This is a genomic window from Parabacteroides sp. AF14-59 (assembly GCF_003479515.1).
In the GTDB taxonomy this organism is placed as follows: domain Bacteria; phylum Bacteroidota; class Bacteroidia; order Bacteroidales; family Tannerellaceae; genus Parabacteroides; species Parabacteroides faecis.
Genome location: NZ_QUHH01000006.1, coordinates 246,351 through 267,176, shown reverse-complemented (window position 1 = coordinate 267,176; position 20,826 = coordinate 246,351). Strand labels below are relative to the sequence as shown.

Annotated in this window: 15 protein-coding genes and 1 tRNA gene; 8 read left to right on the top strand and 8 right to left on the bottom strand. The window is 43.6% G+C overall.

Going from position 1 to position 20,826, the window contains the following annotated elements:
- Positions 1-3: 3 nt before the first annotated feature.
- Entirely contained in the window at positions 4-1,191 is a 1,188-nt protein-coding gene (locus DWW23_RS09625; RefSeq protein WP_122353064.1) for an SAM-dependent methyltransferase, read from the bottom strand.
- Positions 1,192-1,487: 296 nt separating this feature from the next.
- Between DWW23_RS09625 and trpB the strand changes: the two genes are divergently transcribed.
- The 7 genes from trpB (at position 1,488) to trpA (ending at position 8,147) form a co-directional block, all read left to right on the top strand.
- Positions 1,488-2,675 (top strand): tryptophan synthase subunit beta, encoded by a 1,188-nt coding sequence (gene trpB / locus DWW23_RS09615; RefSeq protein ID WP_122353063.1) that lies wholly within the window; start codon positions 1,488-1,490, stop codon positions 2,673-2,675.
- A gap of 3 nt (positions 2,676-2,678) precedes the next feature.
- On the top strand, positions 2,679-4,085 hold the full coding sequence (locus DWW23_RS09610) for an anthranilate synthase component I family protein (protein WP_122353062.1): 1,407 nt from the start codon (positions 2,679-2,681) through the stop codon (positions 4,083-4,085).
- A gap of 61 nt (positions 4,086-4,146) precedes the next feature.
- Positions 4,147-4,716: an aminodeoxychorismate/anthranilate synthase component II gene (locus DWW23_RS09605; protein ID WP_122353061.1), complete on the top strand. Its 570-nt coding sequence runs from the start codon at positions 4,147-4,149 to the stop codon at positions 4,714-4,716.
- Between the two features lie 157 nt (positions 4,717-4,873).
- Complete coding sequence (gene trpD / locus DWW23_RS09600; RefSeq protein WP_122353060.1) at positions 4,874-5,869, top strand: anthranilate phosphoribosyltransferase; 996 nt, start codon at positions 4,874-4,876, stop codon at positions 5,867-5,869.
- Positions 5,870-5,871: 2 nt separating this feature from the next.
- Complete coding sequence (gene trpC, locus DWW23_RS09595) at positions 5,872-6,684, top strand: indole-3-glycerol phosphate synthase TrpC (RefSeq protein ID WP_122353059.1); 813 nt, start codon at positions 5,872-5,874, stop codon at positions 6,682-6,684.
- Entirely contained in the window at positions 6,678-7,358 is a 681-nt protein-coding gene (locus DWW23_RS09590) for a phosphoribosylanthranilate isomerase (protein ID WP_122353058.1), read from the top strand. The genes trpC and DWW23_RS09590 overlap by 7 nt, the downstream gene beginning before the upstream one ends.
- Positions 7,359-7,373: 15 nt before the next feature.
- Positions 7,374-8,147, top strand: a complete 774-nt coding sequence (gene trpA, locus DWW23_RS09585; RefSeq protein WP_122353057.1) for a tryptophan synthase subunit alpha — start codon at positions 7,374-7,376, stop codon at positions 8,145-8,147.
- Positions 8,148-8,613: 466 nt separating this feature from the next.
- Here trpA and DWW23_RS09575 read toward each other — a convergent pair whose 3' ends face one another.
- The 3 genes from DWW23_RS09575 to DWW23_RS09565 all read right to left on the bottom strand — a co-directional run bounded on the left by DWW23_RS09575 (position 8,614) and on the right by DWW23_RS09565 (position 11,183).
- Positions 8,614-9,948, bottom strand: a complete 1,335-nt coding sequence (locus tag DWW23_RS09575) for a DUF4886 domain-containing protein (RefSeq protein ID WP_122353056.1) — start codon at positions 9,946-9,948, stop codon at positions 8,614-8,616.
- A gap of 363 nt (positions 9,949-10,311) precedes the next feature.
- Positions 10,312-10,398: transfer RNA gene (locus DWW23_RS09570), tRNA-Ser, on the bottom strand.
- Between the two features lie 233 nt (positions 10,399-10,631).
- Positions 10,632-11,183: an NADH peroxidase gene (locus tag DWW23_RS09565; protein ID WP_122353055.1), complete on the bottom strand. Its 552-nt coding sequence runs from the start codon at positions 11,181-11,183 to the stop codon at positions 10,632-10,634.
- A 187-nt stretch (positions 11,184-11,370) separates the two neighbouring features.
- On the opposite strand from DWW23_RS09565, the gene DWW23_RS09560 reads away from it, so the two are divergent.
- Positions 11,371-12,429, top strand: coding sequence for a class I fructose-bisphosphate aldolase (locus tag DWW23_RS09560; protein WP_122353054.1), 1,059 nt, complete (start codon positions 11,371-11,373; stop codon positions 12,427-12,429).
- 80 nt (positions 12,430-12,509) lie between these two features.
- Here the strand turns inward: DWW23_RS09560 and DWW23_RS09555 are convergent, their stop codons facing one another.
- From DWW23_RS09555 to DWW23_RS09540, 4 genes are all read right to left on the bottom strand, one after another.
- Positions 12,510-13,982, bottom strand: a complete 1,473-nt coding sequence (locus DWW23_RS09555) for a RagB/SusD family nutrient uptake outer membrane protein (RefSeq protein ID WP_158583170.1) — start codon at positions 13,980-13,982, stop codon at positions 12,510-12,512.
- 12 nt (positions 13,983-13,994) lie between these two features.
- On the bottom strand, positions 13,995-17,060 hold the full coding sequence (locus DWW23_RS09550) for a TonB-dependent receptor (protein WP_122353052.1): 3,066 nt from the start codon (positions 17,058-17,060) through the stop codon (positions 13,995-13,997).
- A 285-nt stretch (positions 17,061-17,345) separates the two neighbouring features.
- Complete coding sequence (locus tag DWW23_RS09545; protein WP_122353051.1) at positions 17,346-18,380, bottom strand: exo-alpha-sialidase; 1,035 nt, start codon at positions 18,378-18,380, stop codon at positions 17,346-17,348.
- A 2-nt stretch (positions 18,381-18,382) separates the two neighbouring features.
- Positions 18,383-20,818, bottom strand: a complete 2,436-nt coding sequence (locus tag DWW23_RS09540; RefSeq protein ID WP_122353050.1) for a sodium/solute symporter — start codon at positions 20,816-20,818, stop codon at positions 18,383-18,385.
- Between the last annotated feature and the right edge of the window lie 8 nt (positions 20,819-20,826).

The following is a 20,826-nucleotide window of genomic DNA, read 5'->3' as shown; positions in this document are numbered from 1 at the left end:
ATACTACAACTTGCTACATTTAACCAAAATTTTGCTGCTATCGGCTAGTGTCGTAGCAAAAAGATACACATTTCCCCCATCCGTTATCTTTGTTCGTTTGCGTAATTCTTCGACGGACAACGGAAAATTGCGGACAGTCATATTCGCCTGAGGGATGTCTTTGGATAAACTTTTACATAGTTTTCCGGAAAAAGGATAGACCTCCTCGACAACGAAGCATCTGCCGGGAAAGTCTTCGACCACGGTATCCGAGGTGTAGAGATGGCTGCTTACATGCAGTTTCGCCAATCCAAAACGGACAGCCACACTCTTAAAAGCTCCGGCTTTCAGTAAAGAAGCATTGGGTTCGTAAAAGAAACGACCGATCCGATCCGCCAACTGTAAAATCTCGGAACGTTCATCCTGTAATGTAAAAGCAAAAGCCTCTTCCCTCCCACTGCTATCATAATTAATACAATGGATAACCGGTAACGTAACAGCAGTCTCGCATTCCATAACAAATAAAAGTTCCTTACATTCATTCTTTACGGACAGGACATGTACTTCTGTCGTCCCAGGCAGCAATTCGAGGGTTTGCTGAATATCGGCCATGGGGGATAACTTCGCTATTACTTTGGGAGCATGCCGGAAGAGTTCGGGTAAAAGTGCCGGTAAATCCGGTTCGCAGTCCTGCAAAGCATAAACACGCTTATTGCCTTCACCGCGACGGGCCGGATCGATATAAAAGGCATCGACCCGGGGTAAACGGGAAGCCAATTCCGAACTGTCGCCTTCCACAACAGTGATATTATCAACCCCAAGGGCGGAAAAATTATTGCGCGCCGCATCACAGTAGGCGGGGAAACGTTCTATATAGGTGATCTGGCGGGCTTTTCGGGAGAAATAATAACTGTCGATTCCCAAACCGCCGGTCAGATCGCATAAGGTATCGCTTTCTGCAACCAGCCGTTGTTTATACAAAGCCGTCTGCTCGGACGAACACTGTTCGGCGGATATCTTCGAAGGAAACAACAAGGCATCGTTGGCATACCATGAAGGTAACTTCTCCCTGATCTGGCGGCGGGCAGCAATCTGGTCTGCCGCAAAAGGAACATCGATCGAGGGATAGCGGGAAGCACTCAACAAGAGACGAGTCAGATCATCCCCTGCATGCTCTTTTACAAATTTCCGGAACTCTTCAGTCTGTTTCATTCTGCAAAGATAAGAAGAATTACCATATGTAGATTTTTTCAAAAAAAAGTAGCGAATCATTTGCAGTTTGTCAGAGAATATCTATATTTGCTGCCGTAATAACAAAAAAAGCAATGAGAACATTTATAGTAAATACATTTTGGTGGTGGCGCTCTTTACTCCTCAAACGGTCGTAAGGAACGCAGTCCTGTGTATATACTAAATCAAGATATCATAGAAAGGTCTGTCGCACTTGCGACAGGCCTTTTTTCTTTTAATGCATTTACGAAATACAATTAAAACAACATAGCAAAAAGATGAAAACGTATCAAGTTGACAAAAACGGTTATTATGGAGAGTTCGGCGGAGCGTATATCCCCGAGATACTTCACCAGTGTGTCGAAAAGTTACAGAACACATATCTGGAAGTACTGGAAAGTGAGAGTTTCAAACAGGAGTTCAATCTGTTACTCCGCGATTATGTAGGCCGCCCCTCTCCCCTTTACCTGGCCAAACGGTTAAGCGAAAAGTACGGCTGCAAGATCTATCTGAAACGGGAAGACCTGAATCATACGGGTGCCCATAAGATCAATAACACGATCGGGCAGATCTTGCTGGCACGCCGCATGGGTAAAACACGTATCATCGCAGAAACAGGTGCCGGACAGCATGGAGTAGCAACTGCTACCGTCTGCGCCCTGATGAACATGGAGTGTATTGTCTATATGGGTAAAACGGACGTGGAACGCCAGCATGCCAATGTACAGAAGATGGAGATGCTCGGTGCAACGGTCGTTCCGGTCACTTCCGGCAATATGACCCTGAAAGACGCGACGAACGAAGCGATCCGCGACTGGTGTTGTCATCCTTCCGATACGTATTATATCATCGGGTCTACCGTAGGCCCTCATCCTTATCCCGATATGGTTGCACGTCTGCAATCCGTTATCAGCGAAGAGATAAAAAAACAATTACAGGAAAAAGAAGGACGGGATCATCCGGATTATCTGATCGCTTGTGTAGGGGGAGGCAGTAATGCTGCCGGGACCATTTACCATTTTGTCGATGACGAACGAGTGAAGCTCGTACTGGCGGAAGCCGGAGGAAAAGGGATTTGTTCGGGTCAGAGTGCCGCTACCATCCAATTGGGAAAGAAAGGTATTATCCACGGGGCACGGACCCTGGTGATGCAAAACGAAGACGGACAGATAGAAGAACCTTATTCGATCTCCGCCGGACTGGATTATCCGGGCATCGGTCCGATCCATGCGAATCTTTCCGTTACTCACCGGGCTTCTATCCTGGCAGTCGACGACGATGAAGCATTGGAAGCGGCTTTCGAGCTGACACGGCTGGAAGGGATCATTCCTGCATTGGAAAGTGCGCATGCGCTGGGAGCACTCAGTAAGGTGAACTTCAAACCGGAAGACGTAGTGGTATTGACCGTTTCCGGACGTGGAGATAAGGATATGGATACGTATATTGAATACAAAAACAGAAAGTAACCGATGAAAAACTATCATTTCAAAACTATAAGCAAACAGGTCCTGGGCGACCTGCATACTCCCGTAAGTATTTATCTGAAAGTACGGGATATCTACCCGGAGTCGGCATTACTGGAAAGTTCCGACTTTCACGGAAATGAGAACAGCCTTTCTTTCATTGCTCTCTGTCCGCTAGCCAGTATCGGTATCAACAACGGTGAGAGTACAGCGGTTTTCCCCGACGGAAGCCGGGAGGTTACCCCTCTTACCGAAAATTACAATGTGGCAGATGCGATGAATGCCTTCCTTAGCCGTTACAGCATTGAAGGGGCGGATAAAAAAGTTTGCGGATTATTCGGTTACACGGCATTCGACGCAGTCCGTTACTTTGAAAATATCCCGGTGATGGAAGCTCACCACGAAGAGAACGATGCTCCCGATATGCTATACATTTTATATAAATACATCCTTGTATTCAACCATTTCAAAAACGAACTGACACTGGTCGAACTGCTGCAGGAAAACGAACAAAGCAACCTGCAGGAAATAGAGACACTGATCGAAAATCGTAACTATGCCTCCTATAACTTCCAGACTTCCGGACCGGAGACGTCTCCCATCACCGACGAAGAATACAGAGCATCGGTTCGCGAAGGGATCAAACATTGTCTGCGCGGCGATGTCTTCCAGATCGTACTCAGCCGTCGTTTCGAACAACCGTTCAAAGGGGATGATTTCAAAGTATATCGTGCATTGAGAAGTATCAATCCTTCGCCTTACCTGTTCTATTTCGACTTCGGCGGCTTCCGTATCTTCGGTTCCTCTCCTGAAACGCATTGCAAAGTGACGGACAGTCATGCCAGTATCGACCCGATCGCCGGAACAGCCTTCCGTACCGGAAATGTAGCCCTGGATAAACAGCGTACCGAAGCACTGCTTGCAGATCCGAAAGAGAATGCCGAACATGTGATGCTGGTAGACCTCGCCCGCAACGACCTGAGCCGTAATGCTCACAACGTACAGGTCGATTTCTATAAAGAAGTACAATACTACAGTCATGTGATCCATTTAGTTTCCCGTGTCAGCGGTGAAATAAACATCGACAGCAATCCGGTGAAAACATATATCGACACCTTTCCGGCAGGAACCCTCAGCGGCGCCCCGAAAGTGCGTGCCATGCAACTGATCACGGATATCGAGAAACACAACCGGGGAGCCTACGGCGGTTGTATCGGATTTATCGGCCTGAACGGCGATCTCAATCAGGCGATCACCATCCGTACATTCGTAAGCCGCGGCAACGTATTATATTACCAGGCAGGTGCCGGTATCGTAGCCAAAAGCAACGACGAACGGGAACTGCAGGAAGTGAACAACAAGCTGGGCGCTTTGAAAAAGGCAATCGACCTGGCAGAAAAACTGAAGAATTGAGAATTAAAAATTAGAATCCCCCGTACGGGCGGTTCGCGAACCGCCCTAACCAACAAACATTATGAGCAAGATATTATTATTCGATAATTACGATTCCTTCACTTATAATTTATTACACATTCTGAAGGAACTAGGTGCAGATGTTGAAGTACACCGCAATGATAAAATATCACTGGAAGAAGTGGACCGTTTCGACAAGATACTCCTTTCACCCGGTCCCGGCATTCCCGAAGAGGCGGGTATCCTGCTTCCTCTGATCCGCAGATATGCCCCGACAAAAAGCATCCTGGGTGTTTGCCTGGGTGAACAAGCCATCGGCGAAGCTTTCGGAGCAACCCTGATCAATCTGACAGACGTACACCACGGTGTTTGTTCCGATATAAAAGTAATAGCTAAAGAACCGCTGTTCGCCGGACTGGAACCCGGATTTCGTGCCGGACGTTATCACTCCTGGGTCGTATCACGCGAGAATTTTCCTGATTGCCTGGAAATAACAGCCGAGGATATGGAAGAGAAACAGATCATGGCTTTACGCCACCGTACTTACGACGTAAGGGGTATTCAGTTCCATCCGGAATCCGTACTGACTCCCAAAGGAAAAACTATCATAGAAAATTGGTTGAACACATAATAAACGGAATCAACGGATAAAGTATTTCCCCCATTTTCTATGCTAGAACAAATTGTTTCACTATGAAGAAACACTTGTTTCATACTGTAGAAACAGTTGTTTCATTAAGGTGAAACAAACAACACCTCTAGAGATAATTTATAAAAGAAGAAGAGTTATGAAAGATATATTATACAGATTATTCGAACATCAGTATCTGGGACGGGATGAAGCACGGCAGATACTTCAAAATATGGCGGCCGGACAATATAACGATTCACAGATTGCCAGCCTGATCACCGTCTATCTGATGCGTAACATCGCCGTAGAGGAATTGAGCGGATTCCGCGAAGCGCTGCTCGAAATGCGGGTTCCGGTCGATCTGTCGGATTACAAGCCTATCGACATTGTCGGGACAGGCGGCGACGGTAAAAACACGTTCAATATAAGTACAGCCTCCTGCTTTGTTGTTGCGGGAGCGGGTTACAATGTGGTAAAACATGGTAACTACGGAGCAACTTCCGTCAGTGGGGCAAGTAACGTCATGGAACAACATGGCGTGAAGTTCACAAACGATATCGACAAACTGCGTCAGAGCATGGACGCCTGCCATATCGCTTATCTGCATGCTCCGCTGTTCAACCCGGCATTAAAGGCTGTAGCTCCGGTACGTAAAAGCCTGGGAGTACGTAGTTTCTTCAATATGCTCGGTCCGCTGGTAAATCCGGTAATGCCTGCTTATCAGCTGCTAGGTGTATATAACCTGCCGTTACTCCGCCTGTACAGCTATACTTATCAGGAAAGCGGAACACGCTTTGCAGTCGTTCACAGCCTGGACGGGTTCGATGAAATATCGCTGACGACAGAGTTTAAGGTTGCTATGCCGGAGAAAGAAAAGCTTTATACACCGGAAATGCTGGGCTTCACCCGTTGTACGGAAGCGGACCTCGACGGAGGCCAGACTGTCGAAGATGCCGCCCGCATTTTCGATAGTGTAATGCACAACACGGCAACCCCGGCACAAAAGAATTGCGTGATCGCTAATTCCGCTTTTGCCATCCAGGTAATCTGCCCTGAAAAGAAGATAGAAACCTGTATCGACGAAGCCCGCGAATCGTTGGAAAGCGGTAAGGCTCTAGCAACATTAAAGAAGTTTATTTCATTAAACAATTAACTATGAAAGATATATTACAAGATATCATAGCCAACAAACGTATTGAAGTAGACCGCCAGAAACAAGCCGTCCGTCTTCAAACTCTGCTGGCATTGGGCGGTGAGCGTCTGGAACGTACCACCTACTCGATGCGTGCGTCACTGGCGGCTTCCTCATCCGGTATCATCGCCGAGTTCAAACGCAAAAGTCCGTCAAAGGGTTGGTTACATCCTGATGCAGCCGTTGCAGAGGTAATCCCTGCCTATAAGGAAGCCGGGGCATCGGCCTGTTCTATCCTCACCGACCCGCAGTTCTTCGGCGGTTCGCTGGGCGACCTGTGCGCGGCACGTAAACTGGTCGATATCCCACTGTTACGGAAAGATTTTATCATCGATGAATACCAGCTTTATCAAGCCCGCGTCATGGGGGCCGATGCCGTTCTGCTGATCGCCGCCTGCCTCACACCGGACCAATGTCTGGAGCTGGCAGAACTGGCACACACACTGCAACTGGAGACCCTGCTGGAAATCCACAGCGAAGCAGAGTTGGATTATCTGAATCCGCATATCGACATGCTGGGGGTGAATAACCGTAACCTCGGAACCTTCCACACCGATGTAGCGAACTCTTTCCGCCTGGCAGAGAAAATGCAGGAGATAGTCAAAGAAAAGGACCTTGCTCCTCTTCTGGTCTCAGAAAGTGGTATTTCATCGACAGAGACAGTCTCTCAATTACGTGAAGCCGGTTTCCGAGGCTTCCTGATCGGCGAAACATTTATGAAAACCGAGCAACCGGGAGAAACCCTGGCTGCCTTTATCGGAGGTCTGCCATGCTGATCAAAGTCTGTGGCATGAGGGATCCGGAAAATATCCGGCAGGTAGCAGGGACAGGGATCGATTGGATGGGATTCATCTTTTACGCTCGCTCTGCTCGCTCAATTGACAGTAGACAGTGGACAGTGGACAGTTTAAAGAAAACTGACAGCCCCTCCAACTGTCATCTGTCAACTGTCATCTGTCAACTGTCAACTGTCAACCGTCAACTTAAAAGAGTCGGTGTCTTCGTCAATGCGACTCCCGAATACATGATGGAAACAGCCAATCTGTATAAGCTCGACTATTTACAGTTGCATGGTAATGAATCACCTGACACATGTTACGCACTGCAAAAGCGGGGCTATGCAATCATCAAAGCATTCTCTATCGCTTCGGCCGATGACCTGACTTCCACGACCGAATATGAAGGACGTGCCGACTATTTCCTGTTCGATACCAAATGCAACAGTTATGGTGGTTCCGGTAAACAATTCGACTGGTCGGTACTCGCTTCCTACAAAGGAAACACACCCTTCCTGCTCAGCGGTGGTATCGCTCCTGACAGTGTAGATGCCGTCAGGAATTTCCGGCATCCCCAACTGGCAGGCATCGACCTGAACAGTGGGTTTGAGACCGAACCGGGCATGAAGGATGCAGAAAAGATAAAAACGTTTATAGATAAGATAAAGAAATAATAAAAAGATAAGGATATGAATCGTATTACAAACTTATTCGAAACAAAAAAGAACGGCATCCTGTCCGTTTATTTTACAGCCGGTTATCCGCAGTTGAACGATACGGTAACCATTCTGAAAGAGTTGGAAGCAAAAGGTATTAATATGGTTGAAGTGGGTATCCCCTTCTCCGACCCGATGGCTGATGGTCCTGTGATCCAGGAAGCTGCAACCCAGGCGTTGCACAACGGCATGTCACTCCACCGCCTGTTCGACCAATTGAAGGATATACGGAAAGAAGTTCAAATGCCGCTGGTATTGATGGGATACCTCAATCCTATTATGCAATTCGGCTTCGAGGCATTCTGCAAGAAGTGTGTGGAAGTTGGTATAGACGGTGTGATCATCCCCGACCTCCCATTCGCCGATTATATGTCCGACTACAAAGAAACAGCCGATCGCTACGACCTGAAACTGATCATGCTGATCACTCCGGAAACTTCCGAAGACCGTATCCGCCTGATCGACGAACATACTTCCGGCTTTATTTATATGGTATCGAGTGCCGCCACTACCGGAGCACAACAGAGTTTCGACGATCAGAAGCAAGCATACTTCCGCCGTATCAACGCAATGAACCTGCAGAATCCCCGTTTAGTTGGTTTCGGCATCTCCAACAAAGCAACTTTCGATGCAGCATCCTCCAACTCTTCCGGTGCCATCATCGGCAGTAAATTTATTCAATTGCTGAAAAGTGAAAAGACTATTCCCGACGCGGTAGATAAATTGCTGGAAGCATTAAAAAAATAAATGTCTGCTGAAGGATATATCTCTTACAGAAAGCCGATGGGTATCCATTGATAAAGTATCCCCATCGGCTTTTGCTTGCAAAAACATTATCAAGGTTACACGAATTTTCCGGTCAATCTTCTACTGGTCAGAATCCACTCCTACCATCTGACCAATGCCAATAAACAGGTTCATTTATCAGAACAAAACTTCATCGTATTTTCCTCTTAACTGAATACGCTTTTCGCAGTGCTCATCGAGCCATGCCTGAGCTTCTTCTGCCAGTTGATAGGGCATTATCAATATAAACCTGCGGTATCACCGGTAAGAATAAACTTATCACCGACAGCGAAATTGATGTCTCCAGGAACTTTCAATGCATTTTCCAGTTCGTTTACCTTTAGCTTAAATTGCTTCAGTTCATTATTCCAACTGCCTTAAACACTGTGTAAGTTCACCTCTACAGCGATTTGAATGATATTCAACTTTACTCTGTTACATGAAAAGGCATATTGCAAGCATCTACAGCAGCTTGTTGACAGATTCTAAAATTATTTTCAGTAACAGAAATACTTCCATGTAGTCTCAAAAATGGAGTATCAAAAATCTGAATATCGTAAACGGGAGCTATTAATGCCTGAAAGAATGTACAGGAGGCAGTATATATTCCTACTCCTTGATCCAGATGGCGAAAATCACGGGTAATATCTAACGGGGGATTATCAAGAGGAGTATTCCTTAAATTCTGAATCGCGGTACCAATCGGTACTACAATATCTATATCGGATTGACCCATCATTATTTTAGTCGCATTGATGATATCGTAGTACATCTTCATTTGATTATATCCATACTTGCCAAAAATTTCCTCTGTACATCCGGTTCCATATGCCCAAGACATTTGCCAAACAAAAACCGGCGTAGAGTTTTTACATTCTTTTTTTGCTATATCAATCAAATTGGAAAGATAAGGTTGATACGTTTGAAATCTTCCAGCCTCATTAGATACTTGTTGAAAGGTTATGATATCCCAATCTGCATACTGTAAAGCTTGTTTCAATGTGGATTTTTCCGATATTGTTTTCCATTTCAAATGATCATCAGTTATCTGATAGTATCCTTCGGAAGAATTATTCATGTAGTTATTATAATATTGTTTCAGATATCCACCACCAATGAGTAGGCGTCCAATACAAATATTATTTATACCTGCCGATTGAATGATATTAGGTAATATATTTGTTGCATCCTCCGTAAAGCTATTTCCTATACATAATATTTTTAAAGATTTAGGATGTACCGGGAGTGGTTGCTTATCATGGTTAGTCAGATTACCATTTTTCTGATTAACAAATCTAAGCAATGTTTTATCGGTAAAATAAAAATAGAAGAAATTGGGTGACTGTACTATATTTTTAATTGCAGGAGCATCCGGAGCATCCAGCGGCATATTTACCGCTATGTTTGTCCTTCCCTCATTTATTATCCAATTTCCTTTAGTGTCTACATCTATAGACCGTAATTCTGCATTTGTATTGCTCGCCTTTATATTTGTATTTTTTCCATTTATACACCAATAGCTCTTTTCTATCTTTGTATAAAAGAGACCCTTACTTAATACAAAATCAACCTCACTATTATCACTGAATACTATTTTATAGGAACCAGACATTTCTTTAATATCCCGTATGGATAATCCTTTTTGTAAAGCTTGCAGTAGATATTCCGGTGTAATTTTTAAAATTTCATCATTACTATCATCTTTTTTTGAACATGATACGTTCAAAATGAAAAATAGGATAAACAAAATATAAACTTTCATACTTGTGTATTTTAGAATACAAATATATAATACTAATTCATTTTCTAGGATTTCTCAACAAAGTAAATAGTTTAAACAATCAATGATTTAACAAAGCCACCTAAATAAATTGCTATTTATTAAAAAATAAATCACCGAGCAGTTAAACTATACCCATTGAGTTGCTTAAAGGGAGATTCTCCATCAGATTGTGTAAATAGAAAACTATGTGATTCTTCGAGAGCACTGAAAAGGTCTCTTCATTTAGCGTATCCTTCTACTGATATGCTAAAATTTCATTTTGTATGCTTCACGAAGTCTTTAAAAGTGTTTTCATTGGATACTGTACGCCCAAGCGTCTTTTTTCTCAGACTAATTTAAGAGCGGAAAGCGAGGGATTCGAACCCCCGGTACAGTTACCCGTACACCGCATTTCGAGTGCGGCCCATTCGACCACTCTGGCAGCTTTCCCGGTCGTTTGTGTGACAAATGTATGAAAAATTTCATACCGTTATCCTCCGGAAGCTCTTTTTTTCAATAAGAATACTACTGTGCTGACTGGTGCGACACTATAGTACTATGAATACTAGCCTTATAGTGTCAAAGGGCATAACACTACTGACCTAAAAAGACAGATACTATAATGCAAAAAGGGAGTAGCCTCCCGGTACTCCCCTCTTATCGTGTTAACGAATTATACGTTATTATTTGAAATAACGATTATATAAACCTTCGAAGCCTTTACCATGGCGAGCTTCGTCCTTACACATTTCATGTACAGTATCGTGGATAGCATCCAGGTTCTGCTGTTTAGCTAACGTTGCAATACGTTTTTTGTCTTCGCATGCACCAGCTTCAGCTTCCATACGTTTTTTCAGGTTCGTTTTTGTATCCCAAACAACGTCACCCAGCAATTCTGCGAACTTAGCTGCATGTTCTGCTTCTTCCCATGCGTAACGCTTGAATGCTTCTGCTACTTCCGGATAACCTTCACGATCAGCCTGACGACTCATAGCCAGATACATACCAACCTCAGTACATTCACCCATAAAGTGAGCGTTCAGCCCTTCAGGGATAACAGGGTCAACACCTTTAGCTACGCCTAATACATGTTCGTCAACAAACTGCAAAGCACCTGTTGTTTCTACCAGTTCTTTGAACTTGCTTTTCGGTTGTTTACATTGCGGACAGAATTCAGGAGCTTCATCACCTTCATGAACATAACCACATACTGTGCAGATCCATTTCTTTTTCATCTTTGTAAAATTTTATTGGTTGTAAAACTATTAGTATATATAATCATTGTTATTTGCTGCGACAAAATTAACCAAACAAATCTAAAAGGCAAATGATCGCCGATAGATATATTCTATCTGTTAATTGATAAAAACTATGGAACTTATTTCAAACGGGAAGTGTTAGATTATAAAACTTACATATATTATGGATACATCAAAGATTAAAAGCCTGTTAGGCGACAAAGCGGAGTATTTACTTGGTCATACCTGCAAAACGATTGACAAATCGCTGATACATATTCCATCTCCTTCAACAGTGGATGATATCTGGATCAATACCGACAGAAATATTCAGACATTAAATAATTTACAGAGGATGCTGGGAAGCGGACGCTTGGCCAATACCGGCTATTTGTCCATTCTTCCGGTAGATCAGGATATAGAACATACGGCAGGTGCTTCATTTGCCCCCAACCCCATCTACTTCGACCCAGAAAATATCGTGAAGCTGGCTATCGAAGGTGGCTGCAATGCAGTAGCTTCCACATTCGGAAACTTAGGAGTAGTGGCACGTAAATATGCACACAAAATCCCGTTCCTCGTAAAGCTCAATCATAACGAATTGCTTACTTATCCGAACAGTTACAATCAGGTGATGTTCGGCACGGTCAAAGAGGCTTGGAATATGGGTGCCGCCGCCGTTGGTGCTACGATCTATTTCGGTTCTGCCGAAAGCCGTGACCAATTGGTTGAAATAGCAGATGCATTCGAATATGCCCATGAGTTGGGTATGGCAACTGTCCTCTGGTGTTATTTAAGAAACAATGATTTCAAGAAAGAGGGTGTCGATTATCATGCGGCTGCCGACCTTACCGGACAGGCAAACCATCTGGGCGTTACTATAAAAGCCGATATCGTAAAACAGAAATTGCCGACAAACAACGGAGGTTTTACTGCCATCAACTTCGGCAAAGTGGACAAAAAGATGTACACCGAACTGGCTACCGAACATCCGATCGACCTTTGCCGCTACCAGGTTGCAAACGGTTATATGGGACGTGTCGGACTGATCAACTCCGGCGGCGAATCACACGGAGCTTCCGACCTGAAGGATGCCGTTACTACAGCCGTCATCAATAAACGTGCCGGCGGTATGGGCCTGATCAGCGGACGTAAAGCATTCCAACGCTCCATGAAGGATGGCGTCGAACTGCTACACACCATTCAGGACGTATATCTGGACCCGGAAATTACAATAGCATAAGTAATAACGATTAAATAGAACACCCGGAAAACTCACCATTGATAATGGAATGTTTTTCGGGTGTTTTTTATTTCAGGCTATTACTTGATACCGGAAACATTGGTTTCTCTTTCCGGTATAGGATAGAAATACTGTTCCTTACTTTTCAGATTATCAGCTATACCATAACGGGACAAGAACTTTTTCATAACATCGAAAGCCCTGTCTGTCCTGACCAGATCTCCCCACCGCTGATTTTCAAAACAGAACTCACGCCGCCGTTCTTTCAACAACACATCCGTAAAACTATCTACCGAAGATATGGCAGCAGAGGTCAATGCCGTCAAACCAGCCCGAATACGCACCTTATTTATTATATCCAACGCTCCGGCCTGATTATTTGTATGATAAAGAGCCTCTGCATACAACATATAAACATCCGTATAACGCAGCATGATCCAGTCGATATCCCAATCGCTCGCCGCACTGATCGGTCCGTTTTGATACTTTCTTACAAACGGCTTATTAGTAATGATGCTACCCGATTTTTCCTCCCATTCCGTCTGTATAGAATAAACTCTCCGCTCATCCCCTTCCTCGGAAAATATATCGTCCAGAATCTCATCATCAAAGAAGAGCTGCCACGGGCTTCCTCCAAACGGCACGGTAAGTTCCGTATCTCCCGGCTTGATACCATTAGGCGCATTACGACTCGGATAAGGATTCCCTTCTCCCTGCGCATTCGTCTGGCAACCTAAAGAGAACACCGCTTGATCTTTGTTTTCATTCTCATATAAAAAAATATCCTCATATTTAGAAAAGAATCCGGCCTGACCTATACCATTGACAACAGCCTCCAGCTCGCCCTTTGCCGACTCCCAACTGTTTTTATTCAGCGGATAACCGGACTGGAACACATAGACTTTACCTAAAAAACCTTTGGCCGCCAGAACGGTCGCCCTGTTAGGCAGTTCTTTTGGCTTCACATCCGGTAACAAACCGATAGCCGCTTTCAGATCACTGATAATAAAATCATACACTTCCTCTTCCGTTGCCCGTGTCACAGAATAGGCCTCACTGATTGTCAACGGTTTATCAACAATAGGAACGCCTCTGAAATAACGCACTAAATCAAAGTAGATCAAAGCCCTGACAAAACGGGCCTCTCCTTCTATCTGTTTCCTTACGCCTTCGTCGTCAAAAGTAGCATCTTCGATACGGGTCAGAATATAATTACAACGCATAACCGTATTATACAAATCTGCCCAAGCTGTATTGAGCACCGGAGTCGCAGCATTCTCTGTAAACCGGGAAATCATACCGTCATCATAATCCACCTGTTGCCAGGCATTATCACTGCGGCATTCGGTCAACTGATAAGAAAAATTGCTTTTCAGATTAGCATTCCGTAAACCATGATAACAACCGATAATCGCCTGTTCGAACTGACTTTGTGTCTTATAAAATCCTTCGATATTCTTATTTGAGATCGGAGACAAATTCAAGTCATCCGAACATCCTCCGGCTACCACCAATAACAATGAACTTAGTATATATAGCAAACTCTTTTTCATAATCTCCTGCATTTAAAATTTGACATTTATTCCAAACTGATACGTACGGGCAAGAGGATATCCGGAATCATAATCCACACCCGGAGTTAAATTACTGTTACTGAACGGAGCATTTTGTGCCATGTGGTTATAATGATCATGCATATAGACATTATCCATACTGAAATAAATCCGGCAGTTGCTGATAAATGAGATTTTACTCATTAAACTTTGCGGAAAATTATAAGCAATATTGATATTTCGTATTCTCCAGAAAGAGGCATCTTCCAGCCACCAGTCGGACGGAGTTGTCAGATTATCCGTTGTACAGGCACGTGGCACTCTCCCGTTACCCGGCTGTTCGGGCGAACGCCAACGATCTCTCCAGTATCCTCTTACATTACCGCGGGACTGTGTCGTCTCTTTCTTCCCCAGGTTGATCAGATTACATTTAGAAACGCCATCCATGAAAATAGACAGTTCGATACCTTTATAGGAAAAATTATTGGTCAATCCCCACGTGACCTTAGGAACGTTATTGCCGCAATTGGTTTTATCCAGCTCATCGATCACACCGTCACCATTCATATCTTTATACTTGATATCTCCCGGCTGAGGGTTCTTATTTGCATAAGACATATTCTTGTTTACCCGGCAATCTTCCTCATCTTTGAAAACACCGTCCGTCTTAAACAGATAATAGTTTCCGATCGACTCGCCTATCTCTGTTTTTGTGATCGGGAAACCTTCCTGATAACCGATAATAGGACTGCCGTCAGGTCCCAGCTGTTTTACCTCATTATGGTTATAAGAAAGATTGAAATTGGTACTCCAGTTAAAGGTACCTACTATATTTTTAGTCATCAGCTCTACTTCAAAACCTCGGTTTTGTATCTTTCCGATATTCTGCAAGGCTGTCCCAAATCCTGTAATCTGAGGGATCGGTACATTCAAAAGCAGATCCTTCGTATTAGCAATATAATAATCCAGACTTAAATTGATACGGTTTTTCACAAATCCCAGGTCTATGCCGATGTCGGTCGTTTGTGTCTTTTCCCAACCAAGATCAGGATTGCTGAAACTGCTGGGGCTATAACCACCAACCTTATTGCCGTTAAAGATATAGTTCGTATTGCTCATCAGTCCAATGGATGAATAATCACCTATATTATTATTACCCACAACCCCATAGCTCGCACGCAATTTCATATTGCTGACAACAGGCAGGGCGTCTTTGATAAACTCCTCTTCAGACATCAGCCAACCGGCAGAAACGGAAGGAAATGTTCCCCAATGGTTATTCTTGCCAAACCGCGAACTACCGTCCTGGCGGATACTAGCTGTTAAAATATAGCGGTTCATATAGGCAAAGTTCGCTCTCGCCAGATAAGAGATCAGACTCCATTCGGTTGCACTGCCTGTTGCACTGTCAATCTTCGTCGCAGCATTCGGTGTTTTAATATCATCATCCGGAAAATCACTCTTCTGGAAACTCGAGTTCTCAAAATATTCATTCTGATAAGTAAAACCAGCCAGTAAATTTAACGACCAGTCCTTCTTCTCCAGATCATAGTTCAATGTATTCTCCGTCAACAGATTTCTTCGCAAGCTATTGGAAACAGAGCCATAACTCGGATTTCCCCTATTTACGTTCATGGTCTTGTAATACTTATCATTATACGTCGTAATGTTGGCACCGAAAGAAGATTTAAAGACCAGGTTATCCAGGATATTTACATTAGCATATAAGTTCGCCAGGTAATTATTTCCTCTGGACTGGTTTTCAACTTCTTTTGCCAGGGCTATAGGATTCAGGAAGAAATGAGCATGATAATAATAGTTTCCTCCCTTTACAGTCTGCTGATCCAGTCCAACGATCGGTGCAACCAGGATGGAGCGGGAAATAGGTCCTTGTGAACTATCCGTATCCGGATCATTTCTCTCCGAATAACTTGTCTGTAAATTCAGACCGAGTGTCAGGTATTTATTGGCATCCACTTCCACGTTTGAACGGAACGACAACCTTTTATAATCCGAATTGATTATTATACCGTCCTGATCCAGATAATTAGCAGATATGAAATACTTGCTTTTCTCTCCCGCACCGGAAACAGAAACCGAGTAATTCTGAACCGGAGCCGTCCTGCTGATCAACTCCTGCCAGTCATGATCCGGGAAAGAAGTAGGATTCGTACGCCATAACGGGTCGATGGCATATTTATAATTATCTCTGTCACTTTCAGGCACAGAGAGATCGCCTCCGTTATAAATATAGCTGTTTGTCCTTTCTTCGATGGCATATTCTATATATTCATCCCGGTTCAGGACATCTACTTTACTAAATCGTTTCTGGATCCCGTAAGACACATTCAAATCGATTACCGGCTTTCCTTTGCGTCCGCTTTTTGTCGTGATCAAAACAACCCCGTTTGCACCGCGTGAGCCGTAAATAGCTGCCGATGCCGCATCTTTCAGTACTTCTATGGATTCTATATCCGAAGGACTGATACTGTTCAGGTCGCCTGATATCGGAAACCCATCCACTACATATAAAGGTGAAGCTCCGTAATTGATGGACCCCGTACCACGGACTTTTACATTAAGCGATTTACCCGGAGCACCGGATGTCTCCTGAACATATACACCGGCAATCTTTCCCTGTATAGCCTGATCGACACGAGTCACCGGGCGATCTTCCAGATCCTCCGAGCTGACTTTTGTAATGGAACTCGTCACCTGGCTGCTCTTCAGTTTGCCGTAACCTATGGCTACCACTTCTTGCAATGCCAAAGCACTTTCATCGAGACTCACATGGATAGTAGACAGATTTCCTACTACTATTTCCTTTGAATCATAACCAATAAATGAAAATACCAGCGTTTCACCCTTCTTAGCCTCAAGCGAATACTCACCGTTCAAATCAGTGACAGTACCTCTGGTCGTTCCCTTCACAACAACGTTCACACCGGCCAACGGTTCTCCTCTTACTTCTGAGACTATACCTTTTATCTGATTTTCCTGAGCTACAAGCCGGAACGGACTTACACATAATAAAAGAAACGTCAGGAACAAATACAGTTTTAACAAATTCTTTCTCATGGTCTTTCTTTAATTCATGATTGATGCTTTTGATAATGGACAGACTTATAAAAAACGTTCGATCTGAGATAAAAAGGGGGCTACGCTCAGTCTGTGACCAAACGCACATATAGACATAACCCTCTGTTTAAAGCAAGATTATTCTTTTATAAGTATCACACAAAAACTAGGTTAAACAAAAAATACAGTTAAATTTTAAGTAGAATACAAATAACCTCCCCCTGGTAACCAGCGCGCAAATATATACCGTCGGGAACAGTCATTCGTTAGGACACAACTCGATTTCTATTTTTTCAGAAACAATGACAAAGGTAACTTTGCAAAATAAACAGCTGAATTTGCAGTTTCATGTGAAGAATAATAGCTAACCCACAACTGATCTCCCTCTACCAAGAATCCGGGATAACTCGTATCTCCACCGGAAGGCAATACATAAGATTCCTGAAGATCCCCCTCCTCGTTACCCGTAAATAAAACGGTTTTATGATGCGACGGGACATAATAGGAACGTGACCCTGCTACTAAAACACCTTTCCCGAGAGAGATAAAATCCGGTCCGCCCAGAGGCATCTCCATTTTTTTCCAGCTCCATTCTTTATAAGGAGGTAGGCTAACACCCCAATATCCGTAACGATCACCTTTTTCTCTCCTCACCATCATCAACATTTTCTTATCCGGCAAAATACGGACAGTCGTTTCATTCGGAAAGTCAGGAACATCCAGATCTGCCACCCATTGATAATTAACACCATCGATTGTTTTCAGCAAAGTGATCCGGGCTTCATTATCTCCTTCCAGCGAATAGTTCACGCCATAACCGACAGCACCATCCCAAGTCACCCGCCAGAGCCAGTCATTACCATTTTTAGCTCTCTCTTCGATATGGATCGGAGCCGGTTCTGTAAAAGAAACTCCATCGTCGCTGAAAGATACCTGAGGGATACGGGCTATCAATTTTTTATCTTTATAGATCGATCCTCCTATGATAACCATCAACCGTCCGTCCGGTGTGACAGACAATTTAGGATCACGCAGATCATACTCCGGCTTATACATCAGCGCAACCGACTTCCATTCTTCTCCATCCTCAGAGACCAAGATTCTGACTTTCCCCTCTGCATTCCCCTTCCTATCAAAAATATGTGTTTCACCTTCCCTGAAAGAACAATAAAACTTTCCTTTATATTTGATCAGCGAAGTAAATGCACAGTGAGAGCCATTATCCCATATTTTTTTTACCGACACCTCATACTTTTGTGCGGTAATCGATGCCATACTGACTATCAGCAGGCAAAAAACAATCAGAGATACACGTTTCATAATTACTTTTTTAGAGTTAACAACTTAGATTCAATATAACTACATATAACACCAACAACAATACCGACTATCAAAGCCGCCGGCATAATCCACAGAACTTTAATATTGAATATCTCAAAGAATGCAATCAAAACGGCTGTAAGCAGGGAGATCAATCCGGCAATCACAGTCCCTCTGTTTGTTGCAAACGGGATAAACAAGGCCATAAAAAACAAGACAAATAAAGGAGCCACCACCAAATTGACGACTTTGATCACAACATCGAGTAAGTTTCCCGTCACATAAGAAATCAGGAAACAGGAACAGGAGATCACAATACCCAGAATAGCGGATATTGTCTTTATCATTTTCAAATCAGAAACAGGATCACTTTTTTTCTTCCGTACCCGGTTGATTATATCCTCCTGAATCACAGTGGAAGAAGAATTTAAACCGGAAGACAAACTCGACATCGCTGCGGCCATAATAGCTGCAGCGATCAGTCCGGTAATACCGGCCGGCAGCCCGATCAGGATAAACCGGGGAAACAGCGTATCTGCATCCTGGTATATGGTAGTACCTTCTACCATCTGTCCCGGGAAATAAGTAAAATAGGCCATGACCATCAATCCCACTACAGCCAGTAATAACTGGATACCACACGAGGCTGCCAATGATATTTTATATGAGCGGCTTGCCGTACGGGCGTCCTTGGTTGCCAGATACCGTTGAATCGCCATCTGATCCGACCCTGCCGTACAAACCTGCCAAACCAATGTCATAATAAAGATATTCCCGACAGTCATTCTTTTCGTTGCATCGATAGAAAAATCGACGGACTCCCAGTGAGCAAACAGAGCCGGATTCAAAAAAGCGTCGACAGAACCGACCTTCCACCCGATAACCACAATAGCCAGTATAACACCGACGAACATCACTGCTGTTTGTAATACATCCGTCATAACTACAGCTTTCAAACCTCCCATCGTAGTATAGACAACTGTGATCAGCACCAGTATGATACTGATAGCCGGAACCATTTCCTGAGATAACCCCAATATAGGAATAAGGGCAGAATCGACTGTCGCATATACTATTGTCGACATCCAAAGGAACCGTAAAGAAAGAAAAAAGACCGTAGCCAGATTACGTGTGCCTTTTCCTAACTTTATCTCCAGGATCTCATAGGCACTCGTTACCCTCATCGACATAAAACGAGGTATCAGATATTTACCGACAATCCAGTTAGCTACAGGAAAAGCGGCAAGTCCCGTAAAAACGACCGGACCATATTTGATCATCTCCCCCGGATAAGCCAGGTAACTCAATGTGCTCAACAAAGTCGCAAACAAGGATATACCGATCATCATGGAATTCATGGACCTTCCTCCCAGTACATAATCACTGGCAGTCTTATTCTGTTTGGAGGAGGAATATCCGACCATCAACATTAACAAAAGAAAAACTACGACAACCGACCAATCCAACCAGGTAAATCCCTGAGTTTTCTGTACGCCATTCATTTTTAAAATCGCGTATGCCCGGGCGGATTGTATATCCCTCCACCCTTCCGCACTGATCAGGCCGTCATCCCCGTCTCCTTCTTCAAACGAATCCGTAATGAATGACCAATCCTCCCGGTCACCTATTTGACCTAAAGCCACATAAGCCTCATATCGTTCTGTTTTTCCGCCTGTAACAGCCAGATCACGCAATTTGATTCTGATCCGTCCTATTTCTTCCCTGAAAGTGTTCTTATCGGGACAAGTCGTAACAGCACCATGTAATAAAAAAGCCACACAATGAGAACTCAATGGTTCTGCCAAAGCCAATGATACAATTTCTTTCCAGTGAATTGTATCAAAAAACCCCATATAACTTAAACCGTAAGCCATAACCTTACGGTCCGTCTCTTTACCGGAATCAAGAACTGAAAACAACAACGTATAATCTAACGGTATAGAAGATGTTGAATTGTAAACACATCCCCACTTAAGATAAGCCTGCAACAGCCCGTTACCGATCGGATCGTCTTCTATTACAACAGCCGGATATTCTTTCAAAGAAACTCGTAACTTTGCCAGACTTTCCGCTGCATGTATCTTATCCGGACTATCCGGATTGAGGTATATCTCCAATATTTTATCGACGTAAGATGCCTTTTCCTTCTCATCCAACGCAGCATTGGCCCAACATCTGAAATATCCGATTCTTTTTTCCGGAATAGAAGAGACATACTCGAAATCTTTCTTTAAAATAGTTTGTACCTGTGGCTTATAGCCAACCTGACAAAGGAATTCCAAAGCATGAATCTTATTCCAGAAAGAACTGTCCCCTGTTTGTTTCAAGAGATATTCAGAGGCTTTATCAACGACATCTGCCTGAATCTTCTGTGCATTCACTCCGAAAAGAATGATTGACAAAAGAACAAACACAATTATTTTAGCAGATTTTTTCATCTTATGAA

Coding starts and splice junctions, on each gene's coding strand:
- DWW23_RS09625 (WP_122353064.1), bottom strand. CDS start 1,191: ATGAAACAGACTGAAGAGTTCCGGAAATTTGTAAAAGAGCATGCAGGG.
- trpB (WP_122353063.1), top strand. CDS start 1,488: ATGAAAACGTATCAAGTTGACAAAAACGGTTATTATGGAGAGTTCGGC.
- DWW23_RS09610 (WP_122353062.1), top strand. CDS start 2,679: ATGAAAAACTATCATTTCAAAACTATAAGCAAACAGGTCCTGGGCGAC.
- DWW23_RS09605 (WP_122353061.1), top strand. CDS start 4,147: ATGAGCAAGATATTATTATTCGATAATTACGATTCCTTCACTTATAAT.
- trpD (WP_122353060.1), top strand. CDS start 4,874: ATGAAAGATATATTATACAGATTATTCGAACATCAGTATCTGGGACGG.
- trpC (WP_122353059.1), top strand. CDS start 5,872: ATGAAAGATATATTACAAGATATCATAGCCAACAAACGTATTGAAGTA.
- DWW23_RS09590 (WP_122353058.1), top strand. CDS start 6,678: ATGCTGATCAAAGTCTGTGGCATGAGGGATCCGGAAAATATCCGGCAG.
- trpA (WP_122353057.1), top strand. CDS start 7,374: ATGAATCGTATTACAAACTTATTCGAAACAAAAAAGAACGGCATCCTG.
- DWW23_RS09575 (WP_122353056.1), bottom strand. CDS start 9,948: ATGAAAGTTTATATTTTGTTTATCCTATTTTTCATTTTGAACGTATCA.
- DWW23_RS09565 (WP_122353055.1), bottom strand. CDS start 11,183: ATGAAAAAGAAATGGATCTGCACAGTATGTGGTTATGTTCATGAAGGT.
- DWW23_RS09560 (WP_122353054.1), top strand. CDS start 11,371: ATGGATACATCAAAGATTAAAAGCCTGTTAGGCGACAAAGCGGAGTAT.
- DWW23_RS09555 (WP_158583170.1), bottom strand. CDS start 13,982: ATGAAAAAGAGTTTGCTATATATACTAAGTTCATTGTTATTGGTGGTA.
- DWW23_RS09550 (WP_122353052.1), bottom strand. CDS start 17,060: ATGAGAAAGAATTTGTTAAAACTGTATTTGTTCCTGACGTTTCTTTTA.
- DWW23_RS09545 (WP_122353051.1), bottom strand. CDS start 18,380: ATGAAACGTGTATCTCTGATTGTTTTTTGCCTGCTGATAGTCAGTATG.
- DWW23_RS09540 (WP_122353050.1), bottom strand. CDS start 20,818: ATGAAAAAATCTGCTAAAATAATTGTGTTTGTTCTTTTGTCAATCATT.